The sequence below is a fragment of the Bradyrhizobium sp. 482_C4_N1_8 genome, from assembly GCF_052075965.1.
Classification (GTDB): Bacteria; Pseudomonadota; Alphaproteobacteria; order Rhizobiales; family Xanthobacteraceae; genus Bradyrhizobium; species Bradyrhizobium barranii.
Genome location: NZ_CP197231.1, coordinates 390016 through 416829 on the forward strand (window position 1 = coordinate 390016; position 26814 = coordinate 416829).

The window sequence follows — 26814 nt, forward strand, 5'->3', positions numbered from 1 at the left end:
CGCGACGCGCCGTGCCCACCATCTACCCTCGATCGCGAATGAAGTTGGTGGGCACGCTTCGCTTTGCCCACCCTACGGCACCGGGTGCTGAGCCCGCGCTCATACACGGATGCGCCGCTACATAGTTTCACGCATCACGATAAATTATTTCCCGAAACCCCATCGCGAACCCTCCCGTAGTTCGGTCCAACGACGGCACTGCTGCTTCACGCCAAAAGGTCGCAGGCGCCGTTGTTGCCCCAACGCAAACGCCGGCCATTGCCGGTCACAATCCAATCGGGAGACTCTCCATGTCGAAGCGTATTGCCTATCTCGCTGCCGCCGCTTTCAGCGCCCTGGCCATCACCGCGACCGTCGTCGCGCCTGTCCGCGCCGAGGAGAAGACCGTCATGGTCGGTGGCGCCGCGATGTTCCCGTCCAAGAACATCGTCCAGAACGCCGTCAACTCCAAGGATCACACCACGCTGGTCGCGGCGGTGAAGGCGGCCGGCCTGGTGCCGACGCTGGAAAGCAAGGGCCCGTTCACGGTGTTCGCGCCCACCAATGCCGCCTTCGGCAAGCTGCCGGCCGGAACCGTCGACAATCTGGTCAAGCCCGAGAACAAGGCGACCTTGACCAAGATCCTCACCTACCATGTCGTGCCCGGCAAGCTCGAGGCCTCCGACCTCACCGACGGCAAGAAGATGAAGACCGCCGAAGGCGAGGAACTGACCGTGAAGAAGCAGGACGGCAAGGTCTGGATCGTCGATGCCAAGGGCGGCACCTCGATGGTGACGATCTCCAACGTCAACCAGTTGAACGGCGTGATCCATGTGGTCGATACCGTGCTGATGCCGGCGACGTAACACCGCGCGTCCCTGTTTCATCCCGCAAGCAGGATGCGACGAAACGGCGAGCCGGGGGCACCCGGCTCGCTTTATTGTGACCAAGGTCGCCCGCAGACTCGATTCGCCGTCGTGCGGGGGCGTAACGAAAGCGGAAGTATCGGCGTATATTCGGTGTCAGACGACCTTCAGGACGGAACCATCATGTCGAGCCTCACAGTCAGCGACGAGCAGGTCAGCGCCACCCCCGCCAAAGTGATCCAGCCGGCCTGGGTCCGTGTCATGCACTGGACCAACGCGGTCGCCATGATCCTGATGATCCTGTCGGGCTGGCAGATCTACAACGCCTCGCCGCTGTTCGGCTTCAGTTTTCCGCGCGAGTATACGCTTGGCGGCTGGCTCGGCGGTGGCCTGCTCTGGCACTTTGCGGCGATGTGGCTGCTGATGGTCAACGGCCTCGCCTATCTCGTCACCGGCTTCGCCACCGGCCGCTTCCGCAAAAAATTGCTGCCGATCACGCCGTCCGGTGTGCTCCACGACGTCAGGGCTGCCCTGACCTTCAAGCTCGGCCACGACGATCTCACCGTCTACAATTACGTGCAGCGCCTGCTCTATGCCGGCATCATCGTGGTCGGCGTGCTGATCGTGCTGTCGGGCCTGTCGATGTGGAAGCCGGTGCAGCTCTATTATCTCGTGATGCTGTTCGGCGACTATCCGACCGCGCGCTACGTCCATTTCTTCTGCATGGCCGCGATCTGCGCCTTCCTCGTCATTCACGTCTTGCTCGCGCTGCTGGTGCCCAAGAGCCTGCGTGCGATGATCATTGGCCGCTGATTAGGAGACCCGTTATGGCCAAGCGCTCATTCCTCATCCCCGGCGTCGACAAGCGGCTGCTGATCAAGGACTCCATCAAGTCCATGCCGGACTTCACCCGCCGCCGCTTCATCGCCGGCGGCGCCAGCCTCGGCGCGCTGACGCTGCTCACCGGCTGCGACGTCGTCGATTCCTCGTCGGCCGATACCCTGCTCGCGAAGGTCTCGAAGTTCAACGACGCCGTGCAGGCCTGGATGTTCAATCCCGACGCGCTGGCGCCGACCTTCCCGGAAAGCGCGATCACGAAACCGTTTCCGTTCAACGCCTATTACGATCTCGACGACGCGCCCGATGTCGACGGCGCCGACTGGAAGCTCGAGGTGCGCGGTCTCGTCGACAACAAGAAGTCCTGGACGCTGGACGAGCTCTACAAGCTGCCGCAGGTCACGCAGATCACCCGACACATCTGCGTCGAGGGCTGGAGCGCGATCGGAAGCTGGACCGGCACGCCCTTGCGCGATTTCCTCAAGCTGATCGGCGCCGACACGCGCGCAAAGTATGTCTGGTTCCAGTGCGCCGACAAGGACGGCTACAACTCGCCCCTGGACATGCGCAGCGCGCTGCATCCGCAAACCCAGATGACGTTCAAATACGCCAACGAGATATTACCGCGCGCCTACGGCTTCCCGATGAAGATCCGCGTGCCGACGAAACTCGGATTCAAGAACCCGAAATACGTGGTCTCGATGGAAGTCACCAACGACTACAAGGGCGGCTATTGGGAAGACCAGGGGTACAATTCGTTCAGCGGGAGTTAGGCACGCTGCTGTAGGGTGGATTAGCCCTGCGGCTGCGCGAAGCGCGGTCGCACGGCGTAATCCACCTCTTTCGTTTCCGCAGTGGCAGAAGTGGTGGGTTACGCCTTCGGCTAACCCACCCTACGGCACCGATTGCTTGGCCGGCCCCACCTTGCGTTGACACAACGCGGCCACCGCCCCCAACGCCAGCAGCGCCGCCGACACATTCAGCGCGTAACTCAAGCTGCCCAGTGCATCGGTGATCGCACCGACCACGATCGGGCCGAGCGTCTGGCCGACGCCGAACGAGATCGTCATGGCCGCGATCGCGGTCGGCCACATCTCGGGCGGATAGTTGAAGCGCACGAAGGCCGTGGTCGAGCCGACCACGGCGAAGAAGGCAACGCCGAACACGACCGCCGAGACCGCGAGCCACGCCGGCGAATGCCCCAGCATAGGCAACGCCGCGCCGAGCGCGTTGGTGCCGAGGATGATGGCGGTGGCAAGTCCGCCGCGGTCGAGCGCCAGCACGCCGCGCCAGACCCAGGGTGTGACGAAGGCGCTGAGGCCGATCAGGCTCCAGAACGCGGCCTGCGCCGCGGCCCCGCCGCCGCCGTCGCGCACATAGGCGATCATGAAGGTCATGTAGGCGATGTAGCCGGCGCCAAACAGGAAGTAGCCGGCGAGATAGATCAGCACGGGCAGAATCGCGAAGGTGGCGTGGCTGCCTTCCGAGAAACGCACCCCGCTCTCGATGCGGATCAGGAACAGCGGCACGGTCATCACGACGGACAGCAGCGTCAGCGCCCACCACACCAGCCACCACGAGCCCGGCCCGAAATATTGCAGCGTGAACGGGGCGATCAGCCCCGAGGCGAGAATCCCGATGCCGGGCCCGGCGTAGAACAGGCTCAGCAGGAAATTGGCCCGTTCCGGGCGCGACTGCGCGATAGCAGCGGCCAGCGCGCCGCCGGCGACGAAGCCGGCCGCGGCCCCTAAGCCCAGCACGAGACGTGCGAGGCTCAGCGCAACGAAATTGCCGGTCAGTGCGCAGGTGGCGAGCGCGGCGACGCAGGCGAGGGTTCCGCCGCGGATCGCCGCCGACCAGCCGACGCGCTGGATCAGCCGGGACGCGACAAGCGCGCCCACGAGGTAGCCGACGGCATTGATGGTGTTCATGAAACCGGCGGCCGAGTAGGACCAGCCGAGGTCCTCCCGCATATCGGGCAGCACCAGCGCATAGGCAAAGCGGCCGATGCCGAGCCCGACCGTCGCCGCCAGCGACAGGGTCAGGATCAGCCGCGCGGGGTGTGCGTCGGGCGGGGGACGATCAGGGGCGCGCAAGGGATACTCCGGCGTGCGCAGTGTGGCAGGCCCTGCGGGTCTTGCACAGCCGCGAGGCGGCAATGGTGTCTTGCCAAGCGCGCAACGCCGCTCTAGCACTCCGGCCGAATTCGATCTCAGAGGAAACGACCATGGCGACCCACAAATTGCTGCTGCTCCCCGGCGACGGTATCGGCCCCGAGGTGATGGGCGAGGTGAAGCGGCTGATCGACTGGCTCAATTCGGCAGGGATCGCCAAATTCGAGACCGATACCGGCCTGGTCGGCGGCTCCGCCTATGACGCCCACAAGGTGTCGATCTCCGAGGGCGACATGGCCAAGGCGCTGGCCGCCGACGCCATCATCTTCGGCGCGGTCGGCGGCCCGAAGTGGGATGCCGTTCCTTACGAGGTGCGCCCCGAAGCCGGCCTGCTCCGCCTGCGCAAGGATCTCGCCCTGTTCGCCAACCTCCGTCCCGCCGTCTGTTATCCGGCGCTGGCCGATGCCTCCAGTCTGAAGCGTGAGGCGGTCGAGGGTCTCGACATCGTCATCGTGCGCGAGCTCACCGGCGGCGTCTATTTCGGCGAGCCCAAGACCATCACCGATCTCGGCAACGGCCAGAAGCGTGCCGTCGATACCCAGGTCTACGACACCTATGAGATCGAGCGCATCGGCCGCGTCGCCTTCGAGCTTGCGAGGAAGCGCAAGAACAAGGTGACGTCGATGGAGAAGCGCAACGTCATGAAGTCGGGCGTGCTCTGGAATGAGGTCATGACGGCGGTCCACAAGCGCGAATATCCCGACGTCACGCTCGAGCACCAGCTCGCCGATTCCGGCGGCATGATGCTGGTGAAGGCGCCGAAGCAGTTCGACGTCATCGTCACCGACAACCTGTTCGGCGACATGCTGTCCGACATCGCGGCGATGCTGACCGGTTCGCTCGGCATGCTGCCCTCGGCCTCGCTCGGCGAGGTTGATGTGAAGAGCAAGAAGCGCAAGGCGCTGTACGAGCCCGTGCACGGTTCGGCGCCTGACATCGCAGGCCAAGGCCTCGCGAATCCCATCGCGATGATCTCGTCCTTCGGCATGGCGTTGCGCTATTCCTTCGACATGGGCGATCTCGCCGACAAGGTCGATGCCGCGATCGCCGCGGTGCTGGCGAGTGGCCTGCGCACCGCCGACATCAAGTCGGAAGGCACCACGGCCGCCTCGACCACGCAGATGGGCGAAGCGATCCTGAAGGAATTGCAGAAGCTGCACGCGTAGCCACAAACACTGCAATCGTAGGGTGGGCTAAGCGATAGCGCGCCCACCATTTCGATCGCGATTGCCGCGAGATGGTGGGCACGGCGCTTCGCGCCTTTGCCCACCCTACGGCTCTGCCGACGACCTCAGGGAAGCCACCTCATGGATGCCTCGCCCCGCCCCAAGATCGCGGAAACCATCATCCATGAAACGGTCCGCCAGCGCGAAGCCCAGATCGGGCGGCGCTGCGAAATCCTCGCCAACACCCGCATCGAATATGCCGCGCTCGGCGACTACTCCTATCTCGGCGAGAACTGCGAGGTCGCCGACGCGGTGATCGGAAAATTCACCGCCATCGCTAACTCGGTGCGGATCGGCGCGCCCAATCATCCGATGGGCCGGCCGTCCCAGCATCGCTTCACCTATTGCCCTGAATATTACGACGCGACTGCGAGTCGTGACCGCGACTTCTTCGCGGATCGCCGCAGTGACCGCGTCATCGTCGGCAATGATGTCTGGATCGGGCACGCCGCCATCCTGCTACCGGGCGTCACGGTCGGCGACGGCGCGGTGATTGCCGCGGGCGCGGTCGTCAGCCGCGATGTCGAGCCCTACACGATCGTCGGTGGCGTTCCCGCGCGCCCCATCCGCAAGCGATTTGACGATTCGGTCGCCGAAAGCCTGCGCCGCATAGCCTGGTGGGATTGGCCGGACGAACTGATCTTCGAGCGCCTGGGCGATTTCCGCTCCGAGGCGATTGAAGAATTTTGCAGGCGCTACGACCCGGCAGCCAACGCCTGAAGCGGACGCATCTCTCACAAACAAAAATGGTCGGGCGCGAGCCCGGCCATTTTGATTCGGTCGATCATTCCGCTCAGTACAGCGGGAAATTCCGCGGATAGCCGCCGACGTCGGCCGGCGTGCTCAGCGGCTGGCGATCGATCGGGCGGTTGTTGTTCTCGCGGGCGAAGGTCGGATAGCCGATCGCCGGCGGGAAAGCGTAGTCGGAGAACTTGCGGTCGCCCGGATTGACCTCGGTGCCGCCGTCGAGCCAGGAGCGCTTGCTCACATAGAGGCGGGTGCGACCCTGCTGATAGACCGCGTTGGGGCCGCTCGGACCGTAATAGGGCCGGCTGTTGTCGTAACGTTGTTTCTTGGTGTCTGCCGAGGCGGGTGTCGCGAGGGCTGAGGACATGGCAACCACGGCGCCGGCCGCAAGCCACATCGCCAGTTTGTTCGCGGCGGAGAAATTCGAGCTCATCACGTCCCCTTCAGGCGGCAAGCCGCCAATCGATTTCATCCCCATACTAGCCCGGCAAGGGTGGCCGCAACTAGGTCTATTGGGTCACACCAGCTCGGAATAATCGTGCGCGCTGGCAAAAGTTGCATCAATACCAGCCACTTGAGCTTGATGCCGGTTAGAGCGCGCCGCGCAATTGCGCGTTCGCCGCGCCCAGCAGCCAGTCCGACGAACCCTGGGGAGCGCAGGAGCGGCGCTTCAGCTCCGCATGGGCGAACAATTCCGCCAGCTTCGGCTCGTTGCCCGAGGTCAGGAGCGTCAGCCGGTTCAGCGTGCAGGCGATCGCCGCGCGCCGGGCGGGCAGGGTGTCGCCCTGGCAGGAGAAGCCGGAGATCTGGAGCGCCGGCTCTTCGCTGCGCTTGAGGTAGCCGAGGCACGCCCGCGCGGCCTCCGCCGTGCCGGTGGGCCGGAACAGGGCGACGGGACCGAATTTCGTGTCGATCAGGCCGGCCTGCTCGAGCGGCGTTGCGTCACCCAGGCCCATTTGGACCGCCAGGTCCGCTGTCGCCGGGCGGGTCACGTCGAATTCGCCGCCTTCGCGGTAGATCTCGAGCTCCGCCACGGGCTTGTCCGCCTCGCCGGTCCAGCGCATCACGTCCCGGCGACCGCCTTCGGGATGCCTGAGAATGACGTAAGAGGCTGTTTTTTCTGATGAATCGAGCCGACTGAGGGCGAAGGCCGGTTGCGAGCGGTCGGCCACGCTCCACCCCAGCTTCTCGGCGGGCTCATCGTCACGCAGGCTGGGCAGCTGGTCGAGCGCGGCGAGGGCGAGGATGGCAAACAGGACCAGCGCCCCCACATAGGCGAACAGGCGCGCCAGCGTGCCGACGATTTCGTCGGCGAGGGCTGCGAGCGCCAGATGGATCTGGGTAGGGGTTGCGGCCGTGCTGGCCTCTGGCGACTGCATCCACGGCCTTCAGGCATGGTCCAACGTTGTCTTGAGGCCGGTTCTCGCATAGAAGCGCTGCTCTTCCTGTTTAAGCGTCAGCTTCAGGAACGGGCTTTTTCATCGGAGAGTGAACGATGGGTTACAAAGTCGCAGTCGTCGGCGCGACCGGCAATGTCGGACGGGAAATGCTCAACATCCTCGATGAGCGCAAATTCCCCGCGGACGAGGTCGTGGCCCTGGCATCACGCCGCAGCGTCGGCGTCGAGGTCTCCTATGGCGACCGCACCCTGAAGGTCAAAGCGCTCGAGCACTACGACTTCTCCGATGTCGATATCTGCCTGATGTCGGCGGGCGGCTCGGTGTCGAAGGAATGGTCGCCGAAGATCGGCGCCGCCGGCACGGTCGTGATCGACAACTCGTCCGCCTGGCGCATGGATCCGGACGTGCCGCTGATCGTGCCGGAAGTGAACGCGGACGCGACGGCCGGCTTCAAGAAGAAGAACATCATCGCCAACCCGAACTGCTCGACCGCGCAGCTCGTGGTCGCGCTGAAGCCGCTGCACGACAAGGCGACGATCAAGCGCGTCGTGGTCTCGACCTATCAATCGGTCTCGGGCGCCGGCAAGGATGCGATGGACGAATTGTTCTCGCAGACCAAGGCCGTCTACACCAACAGCGAGCTGATCGCGAAGAAATTCCCCAAGCGCATCGCCTTCAACGTCATCCCCCAGATCGACGTCTTCATGGAGGACGGCTACACCAAGGAAGAGTGGAAGATGATGGCGGAGACCAAGAAGATCCTTGATCCCAAGATCAAGCTCTCCGCGACCTGCGTGCGCGTGCCGGTGTTCGTCGGCCACTCCGAGGCCGTCAACATCGAGTTCGAGAATCCGATCACGGCGGACGAGGCACGCGACATCCTCCGCAAGGCGCCGGGCTGCCTCGTCATCGACAAGCAGGAGCCCGGTGGCTACGCCACGCCGTATGAAGCCGCCGGCGAGGACGCCACCTATATCAGCCGCATCCGCGAGGACGCGACGGTGGAGAACGGCCTCGTGCTGTGGTGCGTGTCCGACAATCTTCGCAAGGGCGCGGCGCTCAACGCCATCCAGATCGCGGAAGTCCTGATCAACCGCAAGCTGATCAGCGCGAAGAAGAAGGCGGCGTAACGCACGCTACCGTAGGGTGGGCAAAGGCGCGAAGCGCCGTGCCCACCATCTCTCCCCGATTGCGATAGAAGTGGTGGGCACGGCGCGTTGCGCCTTTGCCCACCCTACGAATTCAAGCCGCGTTGCGCACGCTCTTGAATTCCTTCGCGACCTTGTCCAGCACGAACAGCGACCCCTCTGCCACGCCGAAATAGGCGCCATGGGTCTGCATCTGGCCTGAGTCCACCGCCTTCTGCACGAACGGAAACGTCATCAGGTTTTCCAGGCTGCGGAACACCGCGGCCTTCTCGATGCGCTCGACGAACTGTGCCATGGTTTCGTGGTCGCGCTGCTCGACCACTTCGCCCGGCTTGATGAACATCTGCATCCATTTGCCGATGAAGTCGCCCGGCGTGAGCGGCTCGATCTTGTCGACGAAGGCGCGGATGCCGCCGCATTGCGCGTGCCCGAGCACGACGATGTGCTTCACCTTCAGCACCGTCACGGCATATTCCAGCGCCGCGGAGACGCCGTGCGCATTGCCGTCGGGCTGATACACCGGCACCAGGTTGGCGATGTTGCGGACGACGAACAGTTCACCCGGGCCGACGTCGAAGATCACCTCGGGCGAGACGCGGCTGTCGCAGCAGCCGATCACCATCACTTCCGGGAACTGCCCCTTCACCGACAGCTCGCGATAGCGGCTCTGCTCGGTCGGCAGCCGCTGGGTGGCGAAGGCCTTGTAGCCTTCCAGCAAATGCTTCGGGAATGTGATCATGGCCTATGCCTAACCATAGACCAGAGGGGCGAACAAGCCTTTCGAATAGGCAGGCCAGATGCTATCGGCTTGGCTTGTTGTTTGAGCATGATCCTTTCGGAAAACCGCCGCACACTTTTCCGGGATCATGCTTCAGAATAGACCTGAGGAAACTGGAAGGAATGCTCGCATGACCCGCCCGCGCCGCAGCCATCTGTTCATGCCCGGCTCCAACCCCCGCGCGCTGGAAAAGGCGCGAAATCTCGCCGCTGACGGCTTGATCCTCGATCTGGAAGATTCCGTCGCCCCCGACCTCAAGGGGGTGGCGCGTGACGGCATCGCCGCTGCGATCGCGGACAAGGGGTTCGGCAAGCGCGAGATTTTGATCCGGACCAACGGCCTCGACACGCCCTGGTGGGCCGATGACGTCGCGATGGCCGCCAAGGCCTCGCCTGACGGCATTCTGGTTCCAAAAGTTTCAAGCATCGAGGATCTCCAGGCGATCGGCGCTCGCCTTGCCGAGCTCGGCGCCGCGCCGACGGTGAAAGTCTGGGCGATGATCGAGACCGCGCGCGCCGTGCTTCATGCCGAGGAGCTGGCCGCCGCGGGCCGCGATCCCAAGACGCGCCTCTCCGGTTTCGTGTTCGGCCCGAACGACATATCGCGCGAGACGCGCATCAAGATGCTGCCGGGCCGCGCGGCGATGATCCCGATGATCACCCATTGCATTCTGGCGACGCGCGCCCATGGCCTCGAGATCCTTGACGGCCCCTACAGCGACATCGCGAATTCAGACGGTTTTGCCACCGAATGCGCACAGGGCCGCGACCTCGGCTTCGACGGCAAGACGCTGATCCATCCGTCGCAGATCGAGGCCTGCAACGCGATCTTCACGCCGCCCGAAGAGGAAGTCGCGCGCGCGCGAAAGATCATCGCGGCGTTCGAGCTGCCTGAGAACGTCTCGCGCGGCGCGATCCGGCTCGATGGCGCAATGGTGGAGCGCCTGCACGCCGACATGGCGCGGCGCACGATCGAGATCGCGGACGCGATCGCAGCGATGAGCAAGGGCTGAGGCGTCAACTCGAAGAAGCGATATCCGCTTTTCCCCGCCAGACGGACATCTTCTCGACGTCAAGAGGACTGCCGCTTGTGACCCATGCGGTCATCGCGGCGGTCAGTCCCAATCGCCTATTTTCCCGCCCGCGAAGCGGCTCTGGATTCGTCACCCGCGACGATGGCGCTTTCGCGGGACGGCGCATCGACAGGCTGCGGCGCCGCCAATTCCTGGCAATACATCTGATCGATCTTGCGCTGCATGAGCGCATAGCAATCGCATGCGACCTTCTCGAGCCGCGCCCGATGGATCTCGACAAACCCGCGCCGGTCGGACGGGACGGCGCCGGCATCGCGTAGCTTGCTCATCGTCAGGGTCACTGTCGTCCGTCGCACCCCAAGCAATTGCGCAAGCGCCTCGTGCGTCACCGGAAGCCGGTCATCGGGAACGCGGTCGTGCAGCTGCAGGAGCCACCGCGCCATGCGGCCATCGACCCGGTGCAGCGCGTTGCAGGCGGCGACGTGCTGGAGCTGCAACAACACCGCGCGGGCGTGGACTTGCACGACGTTCCTGATGGCGGCGCTTTGCGCAAAGGCCGCGCGAAACTTGGCGGCGGAAATCAGCGATGCTGTGCCGGCGATCCGAGCAATCGCGGTCACGGATGACAGCGACGGGCCGAGCACGGAGAACGAGGCCAAAGCGCCTTCCCGTCCCATCAAGGTGGTTGCGACCGTTTGCCCGTCCGGCATATCGATCATGAAGGCGATGGCGCCGCTATGGGGAAAATAAACCGGGTCGAGCTCATCGCCCGACCGCACCAGGATGGCATCGGGTTCGAACGAGACCTTCTGGAAGTAGGGCGTGAGCAAACCGAGATCCGCCGGCGGCAACGCCGCCAATAGTCGATTCCCGATGCCCGTGCGGTGGACGGTCACGGCGCTTTCCGGTGAACGAGCACCCAACGAACGACGGTAACCATCTATTTCGTTTGCCATGATTGTCCGGAATTCGAATTGCCGAAGGGCAACCATCCAAACAGAGCCATTCGTCGAGATCAAGCACGGACAATTGCGGAGACCTTGCCGGCATCCTCGCCGCGCAAACAGGGCCTTGCATACATCATACTATTGACGCCCTTTGCTACTGGGCGAGGTGCCACACGTGGTGATCGACCAGTGATTGTTGCGGCGGCGCGTGAGTTTGCCCTGGCCCGGGCGCTTCCGCGCCGATGCCGAGCTGCACCGGCATCGTCAGCTGCTTGTCGTCGGCTCGTCCCGACGACGGCCGTTTCGCCGAAGTCCACGATCTCGGCTTTTCCCGTTGCGGTGGTGAACAGGGGTGCTACCCTCGAAGCCATTGGTGGGTTCGGGCAATCTATTGATGCGTTTTTTTGGGGCAGCTGTCTTTCTCGTCATGTCGCTTTTGTCCGCTCAGCCCGCCCTTGCGCAGGCGCGGGTTGCGCTTGTCATCGGCAATGGCGCCTACGAGAAGGTGCCCGAGTTGCCGAACCCGACTCGCGACGCGGCCGACATCGGCCGCGCGCTGGAGCGGCTGGATTTCAAGGTCACTCAAGTCAAGAACGCCACCGCGCAAGAGATGAGGAAGGCCGTCGTTGAGTTCGGCCGATCCGCCGAAATGTCCGACATCGCCGTCGTGTTCTACGCCGGGCACGGCATGGAAGTCGGCGGCGAGAATTGGCTGATCCCGATCAGCGCCGAGCTGCGCAGCGATACCGACGCCGAAAGCGAGGCGATCAGCCTGCGTTCGGTGAGCCTTCAGGTTTCGAAGGCACGGAAGTTGGGCCTCGTGATACTTGACGCGTGCCGCAACAACCCTTTTGCTGCGAAGATGAAGCGCTCGTTGAGCACCCGGGCCGTGGCTCGCGGGCTCGCGCCGACGGAGCCGTCCGACAATGTCCTGATCGCGTATGCCGCCCGGGACGGCACCACGGCAAGCGACGGCGAAGGCCGGAATAGCCCCTTCACGACGTCGCTGCTTCGCCACATCGAAACGCCCGGCCTGGAGATATCGTTTCTGTTTCGCCGGGTTCGTGACGACGTGATGGCGGCAACCAGGCGCGAACAGCAGCCTTTCGTGTATGGCTCGTTGTCGAAGGAAGAGATTTACCTCAAGGCCCCCGCCGTCGCCGCTCAGGCGCCAGCTGCATCAACTCCGGCGCCCGCAGCTCCCGCGGAAGACGAGAAGTTCTGGCAGGCTGTCCGGACGTCGACGGTGGCAGCTCTCTTTGAGGAATTTCTCGCCAGATACCCCCGCAGCGACCACGCCGTCGAAGCCCGCCAACGAATCAAGGATCTCAAGGCCAGCGAAGTTGCGGCGCTATCATCTCCGGCTGCTGCCCCGAAATCGGATGCGGGCGGGCGCCAGGAGCCTGATGCCAAGCGCGTCGTGCGAAATCCATTTACGCCCGACGACAACAAAAAAATCTCTGTCATCGCGGCAGCTCAGCACCTCGAATTGCCGAGCTTCGCCATCTCGTCCGATCAGAACGATCCACTCAACGCCAATTCCAGGTTTGTCGGCGTGTGGTCCAACAAGCGCGGGTGGACCAATGGCAAGGGACGCTACGCCATGCTGATCATCACGGAGGTCTCCGCGACGGGCTTGGCCAAAGGATACTACCTCTGGGGGCCGCCCACGAAACAATCATGGGCGAAGGATGTGGCGGGATACAAATCGTTCGCCGAGTTCATTTCGAACGATAAATTCTCCATCAATGGAACGCCTGTCACGGTCAAGCTGGACAAGAACGTCCTTGCCCTGACTTCCATCAATAAGGAGAATCCGTCGGAGACCGCGACTATCGAGCTTCGTCCAGTCTGGCAGCTTGTGCCGGTGCCCGAGGATGCCGAACCTCCGACCAAACGCGATAAGACGTCGCGAGCTCATGCAGTCAAGAAAGAGAGCGCGGCCGAACCTGGCCCTCCGGGTCATGCCGGCGGAGCGAGTATGGAAGAGCGCTATCGAGCATGCAGAAAGCTCGTGAAGGGATTTGCCCAGCGCGACGCTTGCGCGCGAAACGGCACGATCTGATCTTTCGATCCAGACGACGCGTCAGCGCGGGGCGACGTCGGCCCGATCGAGCGACTCCAGCGTCGACGCATTGGCACAATAGCCGTGGTAGTTCTCCGCGGCGGTGCCATCGGCGAGATCGCGGTCGCATTGTCCCTTGTGATTGCAGAGCGAGCAGACGCGCTCCATGTCGCGGAGCAGCAGCGGCTGCGCACGACCGAGCCTGTCTGCGCTGATGCCGAGCTGCTCGAGCATCTTCAGCAGCTCGTCGGCAGCGTGCTTGCCGTGACGGACCAGCTCCTCCAGATCGTCAGGCGCGATCCTGAGATCTTGCGCGATCCGGTCGAAATCGGCGCGATCGAGCTGCCGCATCTCGTTCATCTCGCGGCGATGCTTCAGCCAGTTCGCGAAGGATTCGATGAGATCCTGTACGATGGGATAAGGCCTACTTGCGGTGCTCATGCGAGGCTCCGTTCGGGTCGTGGAATTGGAGCCAGACTAGGCACAATGGTGCAGGAGCGCGTTGCGCTGGATCAAATTGAGAATGGGTCAAGAAGGCAGGTCGCGTGTCCCGGACGCGGTGCGGCGCGAAGTGCCGCTCCGCAGAGCCGGGACCCATCTTGCCACATGCTGGGCCCCGGCTCAGCAGCGCATCACTGACGTGCTGCGCTGCGTCGGGGCACGAGCGTGCCGCGCAGCGGAGAGAGCTCAGCTAAACCGCTCCGTCGCCCATGCATACAGGCTGCCCGGGATCGGCTTTTCGCCGCCACGGCCCTTGGGCGAGATGTGCAGGCCGATGATTTCGGGGTTAGTGACGAGGCCGAGATAGCTCGAGGGATCGAAGAACAGTTTTGGCTCGGCATGCACGGCGTAGAACGATTGCTTCGGCAGTGCGTTTTGTAATTCACCGGTGCGGCGCGCGAGCGCAGTGAGCGCCGCCGGTCCGAAGATCGCGACGCGAATATCCGAGAGACGGTTCGAGCCCCCGCGCAGGCGACGCATCATGAAGGTGATGCGATGGCGCACCGACAGCCAGTTCGGCGTCAGCTCCTCCTGCTCCATCAGCTCCTCGAAGGCGGCAACGATGCCGTGCTTCGCCGGCAGATAGATCACGGAATTGCCGAGCTGGCGCGGCCGCTCCCAGGCGAAGTAGGGCTTTGCTGGATCGATCTCGACGGGTTTCAGCAGCAGCACGTCGGCATCGAGCCAGAGGCCGAGGTTCTTCGCCATCAGCTTCATGCGGAAGAAGTCGCTGAACTGCAGCGTGGTCCAGTCGCGCCAGCTTCCGTCCGGCTGCGGCGGTCGCAATCGTTCGGAGAACGCGTGCGGCAGGATCGCCTCGGCATCCGCATTCCCGATGCCCGCGGGCAGGCCGGGAATGGTGTCGAAACTATAGACCGTGACCTTGTGGCCGGCCGCGAGCTGCGAGCGCAGACAGGTCTGGCGCAGTGCGTCCATCGGGCCGTGCCAGAAGGTGACGATGTCGGGCAGCATGCGCGTCAATCTAGGGGTTAATCAGGGCAAAGAAAAAGCCCCGGCGCTCGTCGCACCGGGGCTCGAACTGGAGCTCGATCTCAGGCCCAGGCGCGTTCGCGCTTGAGCTTTTCCTCGTAGGTGTCGATCGAGGCCTTCTTCTCCATCGTCAGGCCGATGTCGTCGAGGCCGTTGATCAGGCAGTGCTTGCGGAACGGGTCGATCTCGAACTTGACCTTGCCGCCGTCGGGGCCGCGGATCTCCTGGTTCGGCAGGTCGATCGTCAGCGTCGCATTGGCGCCGCGCTCGGCGTCGTCGAACAGCTTGTCGAGATCTTCCTGCGAGACGCGGATCGGCAGAATGCCGTTCTTGAAGCAGTTGTTGTAGAAGATGTCGCCGAACGAGGTCGAGATCACGCAGCGGATGCCGAAGTCGAGCAGCGCCCAGGGCGCGTGCTCGCGGCTCGAGCCGCAGCCGAAATTGTCGCCGGCGACCAGCACCTTCGAATTGCGATAGGCAGGCTGGTTGAGCACGAAATCCGGATTCTCGCTGCCATCGTCCTTGTAGCGCTGCTCGGAGAAGAGCCCCTTGCCAAGGCCGGTGCGCTTGATGGTCTTGAGGTACTGCTTCGGAATGATCATGTCGGTGTCGACATTGATGATCTTCAGCGGCGCCGCGACGCCTTCCAGCGTGGTGAACTTGTCCATTTCAGGCTTCCCGGTTTGAAGTCAGGGGAGGGCTATTTAGCCCGGTTGGCACACAAATCCTAGGCCGGATTCGGCAGGCCTAGGGGCGTAAATCGAGGTTCGTCTTCAGCCTGGCGGAGCCATGCTGTCAGGGGCAAAGCCGGTCGGCAGGCCGTCGATGCTCTTCATGTTCTTCAGACCCCAGTATTTTCGCAAATTGTTGACACCCTGCGCCGTCCAGTAGCGCACGAGGCTGCCGCGTTCTTGTCTGTAGTCGAACAGCGGCACGCCCATACCGCATGACGTCTGCACGAGGTCGACCGAGAGGCGCACGATTTGGCGGGCGCCTGCCATGTCCTCGAAGTCAGGAACGAGATCGGAATATTCCGGCGTGCCGCGCATGAGCGATCGAGCCTGGCCATAGAGCCGCAGGATCATCGGGGCGCCGTCGAAGGCGCAAAACATGATGGTCAGCCGCTTGTCGTCGGAGGCGGTCAGATGCGCACGGGTCTCGCTGCCGCTGCCGGTGCAATCGAGGTAGGCGACGTCGCTCTCTCCCAGCACCCGGAATGCCGACAGGCCCTTGGGAGACACGTTGATGCGTCCCTTCGGCGGGGCGCTCGCGACGAAGAAGATCTTCTGCCGTTCGATGAAAGCCCTGTGCTCAGGTTCGATCCTTGCGAATTGCCTGCCCATACCCGTTCGTCCTTTCCGCAGCGACGCCGCAGCGGCAAAGAGTTAGCATGCCGATTATACCCGTTTAAGAATGTTATTTATGCTGGTATAAAAACCACCATGAAGGGACCAGACCCGATCGCTCCTCTCTCGCTCAGCGCGTTCCTGCGCGCGCTCCGGGAGCGCCAGTCTCCGGCAGAATTCGGCCTCGCCGCCGGAGCACGGCGGCGCACGCCCGGCCTCCGGCGCGAGGAGGTCGCTCAGCTCTGCGGATTGAGCGTCACCTGGTACACGTGGATCGAGCAGGGTCGCGATGTCTCCGTCTCGGCTTCGACACTTGCGCGCCTCGCACGCGGATTGCGCCTGTCACGAGCGGAGCGCAGCTATCTGTTCGAAGTTGGGGGCAAGCGCGATCCCGAGCGTCCCGGCCACAGGGATGATCCGCCTGAGGAGGTGCTGGCCTGCGTCGATGCGATCGAAGGGCCGGCCTACATTCTCGATCGCACATGGGGTGCGCGTCGTTGGAATGCGAAAGCGTCCCGGTTGTTTGCCGGATGGCTCGATGCTGACGGCGAAAAAAATCTTCTGCGCTACATCTTCCTCAGGCCCGAGGCGCGAACACTGATCCTCGACTGGACCTCACGCGCGCAACGCGTCGTCGCAGAATTCCGCGCCGCTGTTACAGCCTATTCCGACGATCCGGACATTCGCCGGCTCGTCGAGGAACTGAGAGTTGGAAGCCCCGATTTCGAACGCTGCTGGGAGACGCAGGGGGTTCTGGCACGCGAAGGCGGCGAGCGTGCGTTCGATCATCCGACCATGGGACTGCTGCACTATCAGCAGGTGTCGCTGTCTCTCGCGGGCTGGTCCGACTATCGACTGACGATGCTTCTCGCTGCGCCAACCATACGCAACCGATGACGTCCTACTCCGCCTGAGCCTCAATCGCCGCCATATCGTCGTCCGAGAGGCCGAAATGGTGGCCGATCTCGTGGATCAGGACGTGGCGGACGATGTGGCCGAGCCTCTCGTCGTGCTCGGCCCAGTAATCCAGGATCGGCCGGCGGTAGAGCCAGACCATGTTGGGCAGCCGCGCCACATCGCCCAGGCTCTGCTGGGGCAGGCCGACGCCCTGGAACAGGCCGAGCAGGTCGAACTCGCTATCGCATTCCATCTCGTCCATCACTTCCTCGGTCGGGAAGTCGTCGACACGGAGGATCACGCCCTCACAGAGGCCGCGAAATTCCGCCGGCAGGCGCTCGAAGATGTCGTGCGCCGTCGCTTCCATCTCAGCCAGCGAGGGTGCTTTCAATTCCGTCCACATGGGCTTTTCTTAGCGCGGGTTCCGTGGCGATGCATCCGGCTTTATAGAGGGCTACGAAGAGTTGACGCCGCGCACGAAAACGGGGAGCGTACGGCGCCTCAAGGGGATAGCTCAGGTGGGTGGTGGTGCGATGCGGGCGGGAACAGCAATACTGGTTCTACTTTGCATGGGGTTGTTTTCGCAATTTTGCGTCGGTGCGGAAGCTCAGACGGCCGGCGCCGGTGTCAGGCTGGCCCAGGCGGCCTCGCCAGACGACGTTCCGCCGCCGCGCAGGCGCCCGCCCGCCCGGCTGCGCGTCACGCCCTACTACGCTCCGGACGGCGTCTATCCGCGCTACTATCCGGGTCCCGATGCGGTGCGCGAGTGCAACGCCACCTATGTGCAGGAATATCGGCCGAGCGGCACGGTGATCGTGCCGCATATGAGCTGCTACTGGCGGCGGGGCTGACGCGCCTCAACGGCCGCGTGATGCCCGCATCTTGAGGGCGGAGTTCGTCATGACGAGATGGATTGCATTGGCCGTTGTCGCCGGGCTCGCAGCGGGTTTGCCTCGCGCTTCAACCGCGCAGAGTGTGACGAAGTCGGATGCCTCGGCCGGGACAGCGATTTTCGATGCGAGACGGCACGCAAGACACCATGACGTTGCGCGGCGCTCAGCGCCCCATGATCCGCATTATTACGCGCGGCCCATCTACTATCGTCCCTATCCCTACGGCGTGCCGGCACCCTTCGTGTTCGGCTACGGGCCGTGGTGGTGACGCGCCGCGTTAGCCCGCCGGCGCAAATCCCCTGACCAGCAGCACGGTTGCCTGCGCGCCCGCCTTGCGATCGCGCGAGATGTCTTCGTAGTCCGGCGAATTCGAGAAGGCGAGGAACGCGGCCTCGTCGGGAAACGACATCATGACGAGCTTGTCGAACGGCCACGGGCCCTCGAGCACGCGCGGCTGCTCGTCGGCGGCGAGCAGCCGTCCATTGTACTTTCTGAACACGTCGAAGAACCGCGCCTGATAGCGGTCATAGGCCGCGCGGTCCGTCATCTTCAATTGCGCGATCGCGTAGACGGTCATCTTTCGAATTCCTTTTGTCGTGGCACGGCGCCTCGGCAGGTTGTTCATTCACGAGGGGTTCACGTCGCTGTCCCTAATTTAATCTTGGGAGCGACTGCAATTGAACAGCGATGCGAGCGACGGCTGCGCCGCAATGCTGCCGTTCAGATTCAGGGAGAATTCCATGCTGCGGATCTTGGATGCTCGGACAAGCCCGATACGCTTGCTCGGGCTCGCGGCCGTTGCCACGCTGATGCTGTCGGCCGGAACTGCACAACGTGCCGAAGCGATGACTCCGATCAATCCGACGCCATTGCCGGCGGCGAAGGCTGCAAGCGACGACATGATCACGCAGGTTCGCCACGGTGGCGGCGGTGGTGGACATGGTGGCGGCTTCCATGGTGGTGGCGGTTTTCGTGGCGGTGGTTTCCACGGCGGCGGAGGACATATCGGCGGTTTCCGCGGCGGTGGCTTTCGTGGCGGCCATATCGGCGGCTTCCGCGCCGCACCCGCCTTTCACGGTAGCGGCTATCGCTACGGCGGATTTCGCCACTATGGCGGTTTTCATCGCTACGGGGTCTATCGCCCGCATTACGGCTATCGCCACTTCCACCGGCGCTATTATTACGGCGGCTACTATCCCTACTACAACTATCCGCGCCGCTGCCGGGTGATCTGGACCTATTACGGTCCGCGCCGCGTCTGCCGGTGGCATCGCTGGCACTATCCGTACCGCTATTGGTAATCGCGATCGAAATGAAAAGGGCGCCGCGACGGCGCCCTTTGTTCGTGTGGCCTAGAGCCAATCCTTCAGCTTCCACGACGCCGGCTTCCACCGTGTCAGGTTCTCGAGCTTCCACTGCTTGATCATCGCCGGCGGCCAGCGGCTGAGCTTCGAGGTCTCCTCGACCTCGGGCTTGGCGACGATGGGCAAGGGCGTTGCGCGCCGCCGGTGCTGGCGCGTCGCCTCGCCGATCAGATCGACATATTCAGGCTTGTTGGCCATGAGCTGTGTCCTCGCGAAACCGTCGCGAGGACGCAGTGTCGGCGATGCCGATTAACGGCCGTTTGCCGCTTTAGCTCAAATTGCAGGGAGCGGCTTACCGCCACTCCCTGACGTCGACGAAGTGACCCGCGATCGCAGCCGCCGCAGCCATCGCCGGCGACACCAGATGCGTGCGGCCCTTGAAGCCCTGGCGTCCCTCGAAGTTGCGGTTCGAGGTCGAGGCGCAGCGCTCTTCCGGGGCCAGCTTGTCCGGGTTCATCGCGAGGCACATCGAGCAACCGGGCTCGCGCCATTCGAAGCCGGCCTTGATGAAGATCTTGTCCAGACCCTCAGCCTCGGCCTGCTCCTTCACGAGGCCCGAGCCCGGCACGACCATGGCGTTGACATGCGCTGAAACGGTCTTGCCTTCGGCAATCTTCGCCGCCGCGCGCAGATCTTCGATCCGGCCGTTGGTGCAGGAGCCGATGAAGATGCGGTCGAGCTTGATGTCGGTGATCTTCGTGCCCGCCGTCAGGCCCATGTATTTCAGCGCGCGGTGCTTGGAGAGACGCTTGGCCTCGTCCGCGATCTGATCCGGATCGGGCACGATGCCGGTCACCGAGATGACGTCCTCAGGCGAGGTGCCCCAGGTCACGATCGGCGGCAGCTTGGCAGCGTCGAGGCGCAGCTCGTGGTCGAAATGCGCGCCGTCGTCGGAGCGCAGCTTCTCCCAGTAGCGCATCGCCGCGTCCCAGTCCGCGCCCTTCGGCGCCTTCGGGCGGCCGCGCAGGAAGTCGAACGCCTTCTGGTCGGGCGCAACCAGGCCGGCGCGGGCGCCGCCTTCGATCGACATGTTGCAGACCGTCATGCGGCCTTCCATCGACAACGCGCGGATCGCATCGCCGGCGTATTCCAGCACGTAGCCGGTGCCGCCGGCAGTGCCGATCTCGCCGATGATGGCGAGGATGATGTCCTTGCCCGTCACGCCTTCAGGCAATTTGCCGTCGACGGTCACGCGCATGTTCTTCGCCTTCTTCTGGATCAGCGTCTGCGTCGCCAGCACGTGCTCGACCTCGGAGGTGCCGATGCCGTGTGCGAGCGCGCCGAACGCGCCATGCGTCGAGGTGTGGCTGTCACCGCAGACGATGGTGGTGCCGGGCAGGGTAAAGCCCTGCTCGGGGCCGATGACGTGGACGACGCCCTGGCGCTTGTCGAACTCGTCGTAATATTCGATGCCGAATTGCTTGGCGTTCTCGGCCAGCGCCTTGATCTGCTCGATGCTCTCCGGATCGGGATTCGGCTTGGTGCGATCGGTGGTCGGCACGTTGTGGTCGACGACGGCGAGCGTCTTTTCCGGCGAGTGCACCTTGCGGCCGGTGGCGCGCAGACCCTCGAACGCCTGCGGCGAGGTCACTTCGTGCACCAGATGGCGGTCGATATAGAGCAGGCAGGTGCCGTCGTCGGCTTCGTGCACCAGATGGTCGTTCCAGATCTTGTCGTACAATGTGGTCGGCTTGGACATGAGCTTCAGCTCCAGGAATGTTGTGGTGCGGATATGCGCGGTCACGCGCGGGCAACAAAATCGTCAGCGCAGCTTTTAGGCTGCGCGCGTAAGCTCTGACGTTGCCGAGGTCGCGAAGCGTCCGAAGAACCGGCCAGGCAGCCGCGAGCGATCGTCGATGACGATGCGCGTGACGGGGGCGAGGCTGGTCTGATCTGGAAACATTCCAAGAATATATAGCAGGCCGATTTGGAAGCGCGAGTGCTTTGACGCGCACGGCTGACGCAACAAAAAAGCGCGGGGTTTTGCCCCGCGCTCTCTAGAACTCGTCTGTAAACGGAGCTTACTCGTTGACGGCCTTGGCGTGCTCAGTCTTCTCGACGATGCGGGCCGACTTGCCGCGAAGGTTGCGGAGGTAATAGAGCTTGGCACGACGCACCTTGCCGCGGCGCACCACCTTGATCGAGTCGATCATCGGGGAGAGTAGCGGGAACACGCGCTCGACACCCTCGCCATAGGAGATCTTGCGGACGGTGAAGCTCTCGTTGAGGCCGCCGCCGGAACGGCCGATGCAGACGCCTTCATAGGCCTGCACGCGGGTGCGGTCGCCTTCGACGACCTTCACGTTGACGATCACGGTGTCACCGGGACCGAATTCCGGAATCTCCTTGCTGGCGGAGAGCTTGTCGAATTGCTCTTTTTCGAGCTGTTGGATCAGGTTCATGGGTAAATCTCCATCGGCGCGCCCAGCCGCAGGACGGGGGCTGCGCGAAATTCGTTGATCCAGCTATTGCGGATGTGGCCGCTCCTATAAGGCAAGCCGGAGCGTTTGTCACCCGTCTGTCTTGTTTTTTGGCGTTTTTTGGCGTCTGGCTCGATTCGGGGCTTTGGCCGGGATTTTGGCCCACAAATCAGGCCGCCGGGCCGCCGTCAGGGCCTCGGATTGTGCCCGCCGCCAGGCTGCAACCTTGGCGTGGTCGCCGGAGGTCAGGGTCTCCGGGATCGGAGCCCCCTCGAACAGCTGCGGGCGGGTGTATTGGGGGTATTCGAGCAGGCCCTCCGAAAAGCTTTCCTCGGTTCCCGAGGCCTCCTTGCCCATCACGCCGGGCAGCAGCCGGACGCAGGCGTCGATCAGGGCCAGCGCGGCGATTTCGCCCCCGGACAGCACGTAGTCGCCGATCGAGACCTCCTCCAGGCCCCGTCCGTCGATCACCCGCTGGTCCACGCCCTCGAACCGTCCGCAAACGATCAGGGGACCCGGACCCTCGGCCAGCTCCACCACCCGGGCCTGGGTCAATGGCCGACCCCTCGGGCTCATCAGCAGTTTCGGCCGGTCCGCGCTGATCCCGGCGGCATCGATCGCCGCCGCCAGAACATCGGCCCGCAGCACCATGCCCGGTCCGCCGCCCGCGGGGGTGTCGTCGACGCTCCGATGCCGGTCGGTGGCTGAGGCCCGGATGTCCCGCGCCTCGAGCTCCCAGAGCCCGCCAGCCAGCGCCCGGCCGGCCAGGCTCACGCCGAGCGGCCCCGGAAACATCTCCGGAAACAGTGTCAGCACCGTCGCGCGCCAGGGTGAGGAGGTCGTCATGGCCGCTGGTTAGGGCATTGCGGCCGACAGGTCGAGGCCCGGCCGGCCGAGTTGGTTATTGCTTGCGGCCGTACTCGACGAGCTCGATGACGTTATTGGTCAGCAGATGGCCGTTGCCGCGCGCCACGTAGGTCCGTTTCGCCCAGTGGTCGATGGCCGGCGCGTACCAGGTCATGGCCGAGATCTCGTGCTTGCGGCTCGGATCGTTGGTTGGACGCCTCAGGAGCGTCGTTTCGATCTTGTACGTCTCGAACGTGCCGGCCTTGGTGGTGATGGTCTCCTGGCCGACGACCTTCGAATGGCCCGAGCGTTTCCAGATGAAGCCCTTGCTGCTGTTGACGTCATCGGCGGAGAAGCTCCAGCTATCGCCGATTTTCAGTGGCGCATGGATGCCGCTGCCGTCGCCGGGCTGATATTTCCACTCACCCGCGTTCTTCAGATTCCACGACCGATCGTAGATGTTCAGGCCCTCGGCCTCCTTGCCGTCGGTCGTGACCCGAACGCTGATCTCGGCAGGCGTGACCTCGGTGACGATGTTCCTGCGGACCGCGCTGACCTTGCCGCTGATTTCGTCCCGCACCTCGTAGGTCCAGAAGTCGCCTTGCAGGGGTGCCTCCATCGCGATGACCGGCTTTGCGGCGGCGGGCGGATCGCTCGCCGCCGATGCCAGGGTGGTGCCGGCAAGCAGACAAGCCATCATCGTGGCCGCGTAACGAGACATCTTCATGCTCCCCGGAAGGCTTCGGTCATCGACGGTCGCTTTCGCGCCGGCCGCTAGCGGCGGCCGTATTCGATCATTTCGAGCGCGCCCCGCTCGCGAACCCTGCCGTCCGCTCTGCTGACATAAGTGCGCTTCACCCAATGGTTGATCTCGGGCACGTACCAGGCCTGCTGCTCGGCCTGGGATTTCTTGGTGGGATCGTTGGCGTTTCGCATCTCGATCGAGGTTTCGATCTTGTAGGCCTCGAATGTGCCGGCGCGGGTGGTGATGGTCTCCCTGGCAGTGACCTTCGAGGTACCCGTGCGCTTCAGGTTGACACCCGCCGTGCTGTTCGAGTCGCTGGACTTGAACGTCCAGGTCTTGCCGATCGCGAGCGGCATGCGGATGCCCGTGCCGTCATTCGGCGTGAACCGCCATGCACCATTGTTGATGATGTCCCACGACCGGTCATAGGTCTGGTAGCCGAAACCGGGCTTGCCGAGGATCTCGAACCGGACGCTGATCTCGGTGGCCGACACGTCGGTGATGGTGTGCGTCATGGTCGATTTGAGGTCGCCCGTGATCTCGTCGCGCATCTCGTAGGTCCAGTGGTCACCGACCTGCGGCTCCTCCATCGGGGCGAGCGAGGTGGCTTGCTCGGCTGCAGCCGGCGGGGGGCTCGGTGGCGTCTGCGCACTGACAAGGCCCGCGGATGCGAGCAGGCCGATCGTTGCCATAAGACAGCGGCGCAGCATTTGGAGCTCCGGTGTTGGGGAGAGGCGCGGGAGGGCGATGCAACCAAAGCGTGAACGAGCCGGATGCCCGATGCAAGTGAAGATTTCGCGAGATTTGTTAGCGAGCCGTTACCGCACCGTCATGATGACGGAGCCTCGCTGTCATCATCACCCTCGATCTCCTGCGGCAGCGCGATCACGACGCGGCCGCCTGTGAGATCGACTTCCGGCACCACCGCGTTTGTGAACGGCAGCAGCATCGTCGTGCCCTTTGCAGATCCTTTGGGCGGAGCGATCTCGATGATGTCGCCGGCGCCGAAATTGTGGATCGCGAGCACGCGGCCGAGCGCGTCGCCGTCGGTGGTGACGGCGGCGAGCCCGATCAGGTCGGTGTGGTAATATTCGTCCTCGTCGGTCGCGGGCAGCTTTTCGCGCGCGACGTAGAGCTCGATGCCGTTGAGGCGCTCGGCCTCATCGCGGGTCGTGACGCCCTTGAACGTCGCGACCAGATGATCCTTGGCTTCGCGCGCCTGCGCGACCTCGAACTGGCGCTTGCCATCCTTGGACAGAAGCGGCCCGTAGCGCCTGACCGCAAAGGGATCTTCGGTGAAGGTCCACAGCTTGACCGCACCGCGCACACCATGCGCGGCGCCGATCCGCGCGACGCAGACCAGCGCCGACATGATCTGACCTTAACCCTTCGCGGCGGCTTCGGCCTGCGCCTTGCGCTCCTTGCGCGGCACGGCCTTCTCAGGGTTGTTGCGCGCTTCGCGCTTCTTGACGCCGGCGGCGTCGAGGAAACGCGCCACGCGGTCCGACGGCTGCGCACCCTTGGCGACCCAGGCCTTCACCTTGTCCATGTCGAGCTTGAGGCGGGCCTCGTTGTCCTTCGGCAGCAGCGGGTTGAAATAACCGAGACGCTCGATGAAGCGGCCATCGCGGGGAAAGCGCGAATCGGCGACGACGACGTGATAGACGGGGCGCTTCTTGGTGCCTGCGCGAGCGAGGCGGATAACGACGGACATCTGGTTCTCCTTCAAAGTACAGTTTGTTCGGTTGGTTGGTATTCCGCGTCGCGCGAGATGCTTAGGATCCCTCGCGACGAATTCCTCATTTCTTCTTGCCCGGAAATCCGCCGAGGCCCGGCAGCGTCGGCTTGCCGCTCAGCCCGGTCAGTCCGGGAACGTTGGGCAGGCCGGTGCGCAGACCAGCGGGCAAATCCTTCGGCAGGCTGGGCAGACCTTGTCCGCCGCCTTGCATCTTCTCCTGCAACGCCTTCATCTCTTCGGGCGAGGGCGGCTTCATGCCGCCGCCAAAGCCCATCGCCTGCGCAATGCCGGCGAGCGGGCCACGCTTGCCCGAGCCCATGGCCTTCATCACGTCGGCCATGTTCCGGTGCATCTTGAGCAGCTTGTTGACCTGCTCGACGCTCTGGCCGCTTCCTGCGGCGATGCGCTTCTTGCGGCTGGCCTTGAGCAGGTCGGGATGACGGCGCTCGTCGCGCGTCATGGAATCGATCACCGCGACCTGGCGCTTCAGGATCTTGTCGTCGATGCCGGCGGCCGCGATCTGGTTCTTCATCTTGGCGATGCCGGGCATCATGCCCATCAGCCCGCTGATGCCGCCCATGTTCGCCATCTGCAACAGCTGCTCGCGCATGTCGTTGAGGTCGAACTGACCCTTGCGCATGCGCTCGGCGGTGCGCGCGGCCTTTTCGGCGTCGATGTTGGCGGCGGCACGTTCGACCAGCGACACCACGTCGCCCATGCCGAGGATGCGGCCGGCGATACGATCGGGATGGAAATCTTCCAGCGCGTCGGTCTTTTCACCGGTGCCGATCAGCTTGATCGGCTTGCCGGTGACGGCGCGCATCGACAGCGCGGCGCCGCCGCGGCCGTCGCCGTCGACGCGTGTCAGCACGATGCCGGTGAGGCCGACGCGCTGATCGAAGGCGCGCGCGAGATTCACGGCGTCCTGGCCGGTGAGGCTGTCGGCGACCAGCAGCACTTCATGCGGATTGGCAGCGGCTTTGATCGCAGCCGCTTCCGCCATCATGTCTTCGTCGAGCGTGGTGCGGCCGGCGGTGTCGAGCAGCACGACGTCGTAGCCGCCGAGCTTGCCGGCTTCCAGCGCGCGCTTCGCAATCTGAGCCGGCTGCTGGCCGGCGACGATCGGCAGGGTCGGAATGTCGAGATCGCGGCCGAGCACGGCCAGCTGCTCCATCGCCGCCGGGCGATAGATGTCGAGCGAAGCCATCAGCACCTTGCGCTTGTCGCGCTGGACCATGCGGCGGGCGAGCTTTGCGGTGGTGGTCGTTTTACCGGAGCCTTGCAGACCGACCATCATGATCGGCACCGGCGGCACGGAATTGACGTCGATGGTCTGGCTTTCGGCACCGAGCGTGTTGATCAGCTCGTCATGGACGATCTTGACCACCATCTGGCCGGGCGTGACCGATTTGACGACGGTGGCGCCGATCGCCTGCTCGCGGACGCGCTCGGTGAAGCTGCGCACCACTTCGAGCGCGACGTCAGCCTCCAGCAGCGCGCGGCGCACCTCGCGCATCGCGGCGTCGACGTCCTTTTCGGTCAGCGCACCGCGCCCCGTCAGACGATCGAGAATGCCACCAAGCCGTTCCGACAGATTGTCGAACAATGCCGTTGTCCCTTGTCCTGCTCGCGCAGGGTTGCCGCGTTCACCATCGTCATGCCCCGGCTTAACCGGGGCATCCAGTACGCCGCGGCACCTCGGTTCAGCCGAGCTGCCTCTGGGATACTGGATCGCCCGATCAAGTCGGGCGATGACCACTTCCAAAGCAAGCGATCTTCCAAACACCTTTGCGCCCGAGGGCGCACAGCGCTGTCGGGCGTTGGCCTCTGGCCTCCAGGGCCAGTAGGCGGGTCGAAAAGAAAGCCTTTCCGAG

At 64.0% G+C, this 26814-nt stretch carries 32 protein-coding genes; 12 read left to right on the top strand and 20 right to left on the bottom strand.

The genetic code is table 11. The features are described 5' to 3' along the window. Nucleotides 1-290: 290 nt before the first annotated feature. The 3 genes from AB7Z56_RS01815 (at nt 291) to AB7Z56_RS01825 (ending at nt 2455) form a co-directional block, all read left to right on the top strand. Complete coding sequence (locus AB7Z56_RS01815) at nt 291-845, top strand: fasciclin domain-containing protein (protein WP_063980373.1); 555 nt, start codon at nt 291-293, stop codon at nt 843-845. A 183-nt stretch (nt 846-1028) separates the two neighbouring features. Further along, a complete protein-coding gene (locus tag AB7Z56_RS01820; RefSeq protein ID WP_014490675.1) occupies nt 1029-1658 on the top strand; it encodes a cytochrome b/b6 domain-containing protein in 630 nt (209 codons plus the stop codon). Between the two features lie 14 nt (nt 1659-1672). Next, nucleotides 1673-2455 carry a molybdopterin-binding protein gene (locus AB7Z56_RS01825; RefSeq protein WP_063980374.1) on the top strand — a complete coding sequence of 261 codons (783 nt, stop codon included), beginning with the start codon at nt 1673-1675 and terminating at the stop codon, nt 2453-2455. 120 nt (nt 2456-2575) lie between these two features. Here AB7Z56_RS01825 and AB7Z56_RS01830 read toward each other — a convergent pair whose 3' ends face one another. Continuing rightward, nucleotides 2576-3778 (bottom strand): YbfB/YjiJ family MFS transporter, encoded by a 1203-nt coding sequence (locus tag AB7Z56_RS01830; RefSeq protein ID WP_063980375.1) that lies wholly within the window; start codon nt 3776-3778, stop codon nt 2576-2578. 131 nt (nt 3779-3909) lie between these two features. Between AB7Z56_RS01830 and leuB the strand changes: the two genes are divergently transcribed. Both leuB and AB7Z56_RS01840 read left to right on the top strand, forming a co-directional pair. Further along, nucleotides 3910-5022, top strand: a complete 1113-nt coding sequence (gene leuB / locus AB7Z56_RS01835; protein WP_231143761.1) for a 3-isopropylmalate dehydrogenase — start codon at nt 3910-3912, stop codon at nt 5020-5022. A 141-nt stretch (nt 5023-5163) separates the two neighbouring features. Then, nucleotides 5164-5802 carry a DapH/DapD/GlmU-related protein gene (locus tag AB7Z56_RS01840; protein WP_231143762.1) on the top strand — a complete coding sequence of 213 codons (639 nt, stop codon included), beginning with the start codon at nt 5164-5166 and terminating at the stop codon, nt 5800-5802. A gap of 73 nt (nt 5803-5875) precedes the next feature. Here AB7Z56_RS01840 and AB7Z56_RS01845 read toward each other — a convergent pair whose 3' ends face one another. Beyond that, on the bottom strand, nt 5876-6262 hold the full coding sequence (locus tag AB7Z56_RS01845) for a hypothetical protein (protein ID WP_028158592.1): 387 nt from the start codon (nt 6260-6262) through the stop codon (nt 5876-5878). Between the two features lie 157 nt (nt 6263-6419). Continuing rightward, nucleotides 6420-7208, bottom strand: coding sequence for a hypothetical protein (locus tag AB7Z56_RS01850; RefSeq protein ID WP_063980377.1), 789 nt, complete (start codon nt 7206-7208; stop codon nt 6420-6422). A 116-nt stretch (nt 7209-7324) separates the two neighbouring features. Here AB7Z56_RS01850 and AB7Z56_RS01855 point away from each other — a divergent pair, with 116 nt between their 5' ends. Beyond that, nucleotides 7325-8359, top strand: coding sequence for an aspartate-semialdehyde dehydrogenase (locus AB7Z56_RS01855; RefSeq protein ID WP_063980378.1), 1035 nt, complete (start codon nt 7325-7327; stop codon nt 8357-8359). Nucleotides 8360-8471: 112 nt separating this feature from the next. Here the strand turns inward: AB7Z56_RS01855 and AB7Z56_RS01860 are convergent, their stop codons facing one another. After that, the gene (locus tag AB7Z56_RS01860; RefSeq protein ID WP_063980379.1) at nt 8472-9116 is read right to left on the bottom strand and encodes a carbonic anhydrase; all 645 of its coding nucleotides are present in this window, start codon (nt 9114-9116) and stop codon (nt 8472-8474) included. A 169-nt stretch (nt 9117-9285) separates the two neighbouring features. On the opposite strand from AB7Z56_RS01860, the gene AB7Z56_RS01865 reads away from it, so the two are divergent. Then, nucleotides 9286-10167 (top strand): HpcH/HpaI aldolase/citrate lyase family protein, encoded by an 882-nt coding sequence (locus AB7Z56_RS01865; protein ID WP_071908673.1) that lies wholly within the window; start codon nt 9286-9288, stop codon nt 10165-10167. A 116-nt stretch (nt 10168-10283) separates the two neighbouring features. Here the strand turns inward: AB7Z56_RS01865 and AB7Z56_RS01870 are convergent, their stop codons facing one another. Further along, a complete protein-coding gene (locus AB7Z56_RS01870) occupies nt 10284-11084 on the bottom strand; it encodes a Crp/Fnr family transcriptional regulator (RefSeq protein WP_063980381.1) in 801 nt (266 codons plus the stop codon). Between the two features lie 424 nt (nt 11085-11508). Here AB7Z56_RS01870 and AB7Z56_RS01875 point away from each other — a divergent pair, with 424 nt between their 5' ends. Then, nucleotides 11509-13200, top strand: a complete 1692-nt coding sequence (locus AB7Z56_RS01875; RefSeq protein WP_187387861.1) for a caspase family protein — start codon at nt 11509-11511, stop codon at nt 13198-13200. 21 nt (nt 13201-13221) lie between these two features. Here AB7Z56_RS01875 and AB7Z56_RS01880 read toward each other — a convergent pair whose 3' ends face one another. The 4 genes from AB7Z56_RS01880 to AB7Z56_RS01895 form a co-directional block, all read right to left on the bottom strand. After that, nucleotides 13222-13641 (bottom strand): hypothetical protein, encoded by a 420-nt coding sequence (locus AB7Z56_RS01880; protein WP_063980383.1) that lies wholly within the window; start codon nt 13639-13641, stop codon nt 13222-13224. Nucleotides 13642-13887: 246 nt separating this feature from the next. Next, nucleotides 13888-14673 carry a hypothetical protein gene (locus tag AB7Z56_RS01885; protein ID WP_063980384.1) on the bottom strand — a complete coding sequence of 262 codons (786 nt, stop codon included), beginning with the start codon at nt 14671-14673 and terminating at the stop codon, nt 13888-13890. Nucleotides 14674-14753: 80 nt separating this feature from the next. Next, nucleotides 14754-15359 (bottom strand): 3-isopropylmalate dehydratase small subunit, encoded by a 606-nt coding sequence (gene leuD / locus AB7Z56_RS01890; RefSeq protein WP_014490662.1) that lies wholly within the window; start codon nt 15357-15359, stop codon nt 14754-14756. 105 nt (nt 15360-15464) lie between these two features. Further along, nucleotides 15465-16034, bottom strand: coding sequence for a pyridoxamine 5'-phosphate oxidase family protein (locus AB7Z56_RS01895; RefSeq protein WP_063980385.1), 570 nt, complete (start codon nt 16032-16034; stop codon nt 15465-15467). 99 nt (nt 16035-16133) lie between these two features. On the opposite strand from AB7Z56_RS01895, the gene AB7Z56_RS01900 reads away from it, so the two are divergent. Continuing rightward, complete coding sequence (locus tag AB7Z56_RS01900) at nt 16134-16934, top strand: helix-turn-helix transcriptional regulator (RefSeq protein WP_283017913.1); 801 nt, start codon at nt 16134-16136, stop codon at nt 16932-16934. A 4-nt stretch (nt 16935-16938) separates the two neighbouring features. Here the strand turns inward: AB7Z56_RS01900 and AB7Z56_RS01905 are convergent, their stop codons facing one another. Next, nucleotides 16939-17337, bottom strand: a complete 399-nt coding sequence (locus tag AB7Z56_RS01905) for a metallopeptidase family protein (protein WP_063980387.1) — start codon at nt 17335-17337, stop codon at nt 16939-16941. Between the two features lie 166 nt (nt 17338-17503). Between AB7Z56_RS01905 and AB7Z56_RS01910 the strand changes: the two genes are divergently transcribed. Both AB7Z56_RS01910 and AB7Z56_RS01915 read left to right on the top strand, forming a co-directional pair. Continuing rightward, nucleotides 17504-17785, top strand: a complete 282-nt coding sequence (locus AB7Z56_RS01910; protein ID WP_063980388.1) for a hypothetical protein — start codon at nt 17504-17506, stop codon at nt 17783-17785. Nucleotides 17786-17834: 49 nt separating this feature from the next. Further along, nucleotides 17835-18095: a hypothetical protein gene (locus AB7Z56_RS01915; protein ID WP_084794921.1), complete on the top strand. Its 261-nt coding sequence runs from the start codon at nt 17835-17837 to the stop codon at nt 18093-18095. 9 nt (nt 18096-18104) lie between these two features. Here the strand turns inward: AB7Z56_RS01915 and AB7Z56_RS01920 are convergent, their stop codons facing one another. Next, the gene (locus tag AB7Z56_RS01920) at nt 18105-18404 is read right to left on the bottom strand and encodes a DUF1330 domain-containing protein (protein WP_063985986.1); all 300 of its coding nucleotides are present in this window, start codon (nt 18402-18404) and stop codon (nt 18105-18107) included. A 163-nt stretch (nt 18405-18567) separates the two neighbouring features. On the opposite strand from AB7Z56_RS01920, the gene AB7Z56_RS01925 reads away from it, so the two are divergent. After that, nucleotides 18568-19128 carry a hypothetical protein gene (locus AB7Z56_RS01925; RefSeq protein WP_063985987.1) on the top strand — a complete coding sequence of 187 codons (561 nt, stop codon included), beginning with the start codon at nt 18568-18570 and terminating at the stop codon, nt 19126-19128. Nucleotides 19129-19179: 51 nt separating this feature from the next. On the opposite strand, the gene AB7Z56_RS01930 is transcribed toward AB7Z56_RS01925, so the two are convergent. The 9 genes from AB7Z56_RS01930 to ffh form a co-directional block, all read right to left on the bottom strand. Continuing rightward, nucleotides 19180-19389 (bottom strand): hypothetical protein, encoded by a 210-nt coding sequence (locus tag AB7Z56_RS01930; RefSeq protein ID WP_063980389.1) that lies wholly within the window; start codon nt 19387-19389, stop codon nt 19180-19182. Nucleotides 19390-19483: 94 nt separating this feature from the next. Beyond that, nucleotides 19484-20890: a 3-isopropylmalate dehydratase large subunit gene (gene leuC / locus AB7Z56_RS01935; RefSeq protein ID WP_063985988.1), complete on the bottom strand. Its 1407-nt coding sequence runs from the start codon at nt 20888-20890 to the stop codon at nt 19484-19486. Nucleotides 20891-21212: 322 nt separating this feature from the next. Further along, entirely contained in the window at nt 21213-21593 is a 381-nt protein-coding gene (gene rplS, locus AB7Z56_RS01940) for a 50S ribosomal protein L19 (RefSeq protein WP_063980390.1), read from the bottom strand. A gap of 108 nt (nt 21594-21701) precedes the next feature. Then, on the bottom strand, nt 21702-22457 hold the full coding sequence (gene trmD / locus AB7Z56_RS01945) for a tRNA (guanosine(37)-N1)-methyltransferase TrmD (RefSeq protein ID WP_063980391.1): 756 nt from the start codon (nt 22455-22457) through the stop codon (nt 21702-21704). A 55-nt stretch (nt 22458-22512) separates the two neighbouring features. Then, nucleotides 22513-23178, bottom strand: coding sequence for a TapB family protein (locus AB7Z56_RS01950; protein ID WP_187387862.1), 666 nt, complete (start codon nt 23176-23178; stop codon nt 22513-22515). Nucleotides 23179-23231: 53 nt separating this feature from the next. Beyond that, entirely contained in the window at nt 23232-23912 is a 681-nt protein-coding gene (locus AB7Z56_RS01955) for a TapB family protein (protein ID WP_187387863.1), read from the bottom strand. A gap of 119 nt (nt 23913-24031) precedes the next feature. Further along, nucleotides 24032-24574: a ribosome maturation factor RimM gene (gene rimM / locus AB7Z56_RS01960; RefSeq protein ID WP_063980394.1), complete on the bottom strand. Its 543-nt coding sequence runs from the start codon at nt 24572-24574 to the stop codon at nt 24032-24034. A 9-nt stretch (nt 24575-24583) separates the two neighbouring features. Next, nucleotides 24584-24916: a 30S ribosomal protein S16 gene (gene rpsP, locus AB7Z56_RS01965; protein ID WP_063980395.1), complete on the bottom strand. Its 333-nt coding sequence runs from the start codon at nt 24914-24916 to the stop codon at nt 24584-24586. An 85-nt stretch (nt 24917-25001) separates the two neighbouring features. Further along, complete coding sequence (ffh, locus tag AB7Z56_RS01970) at nt 25002-26546, bottom strand: signal recognition particle protein (RefSeq protein WP_063980396.1); 1545 nt, start codon at nt 26544-26546, stop codon at nt 25002-25004. Between the last annotated feature and the right edge of the window lie 268 nt (nt 26547-26814).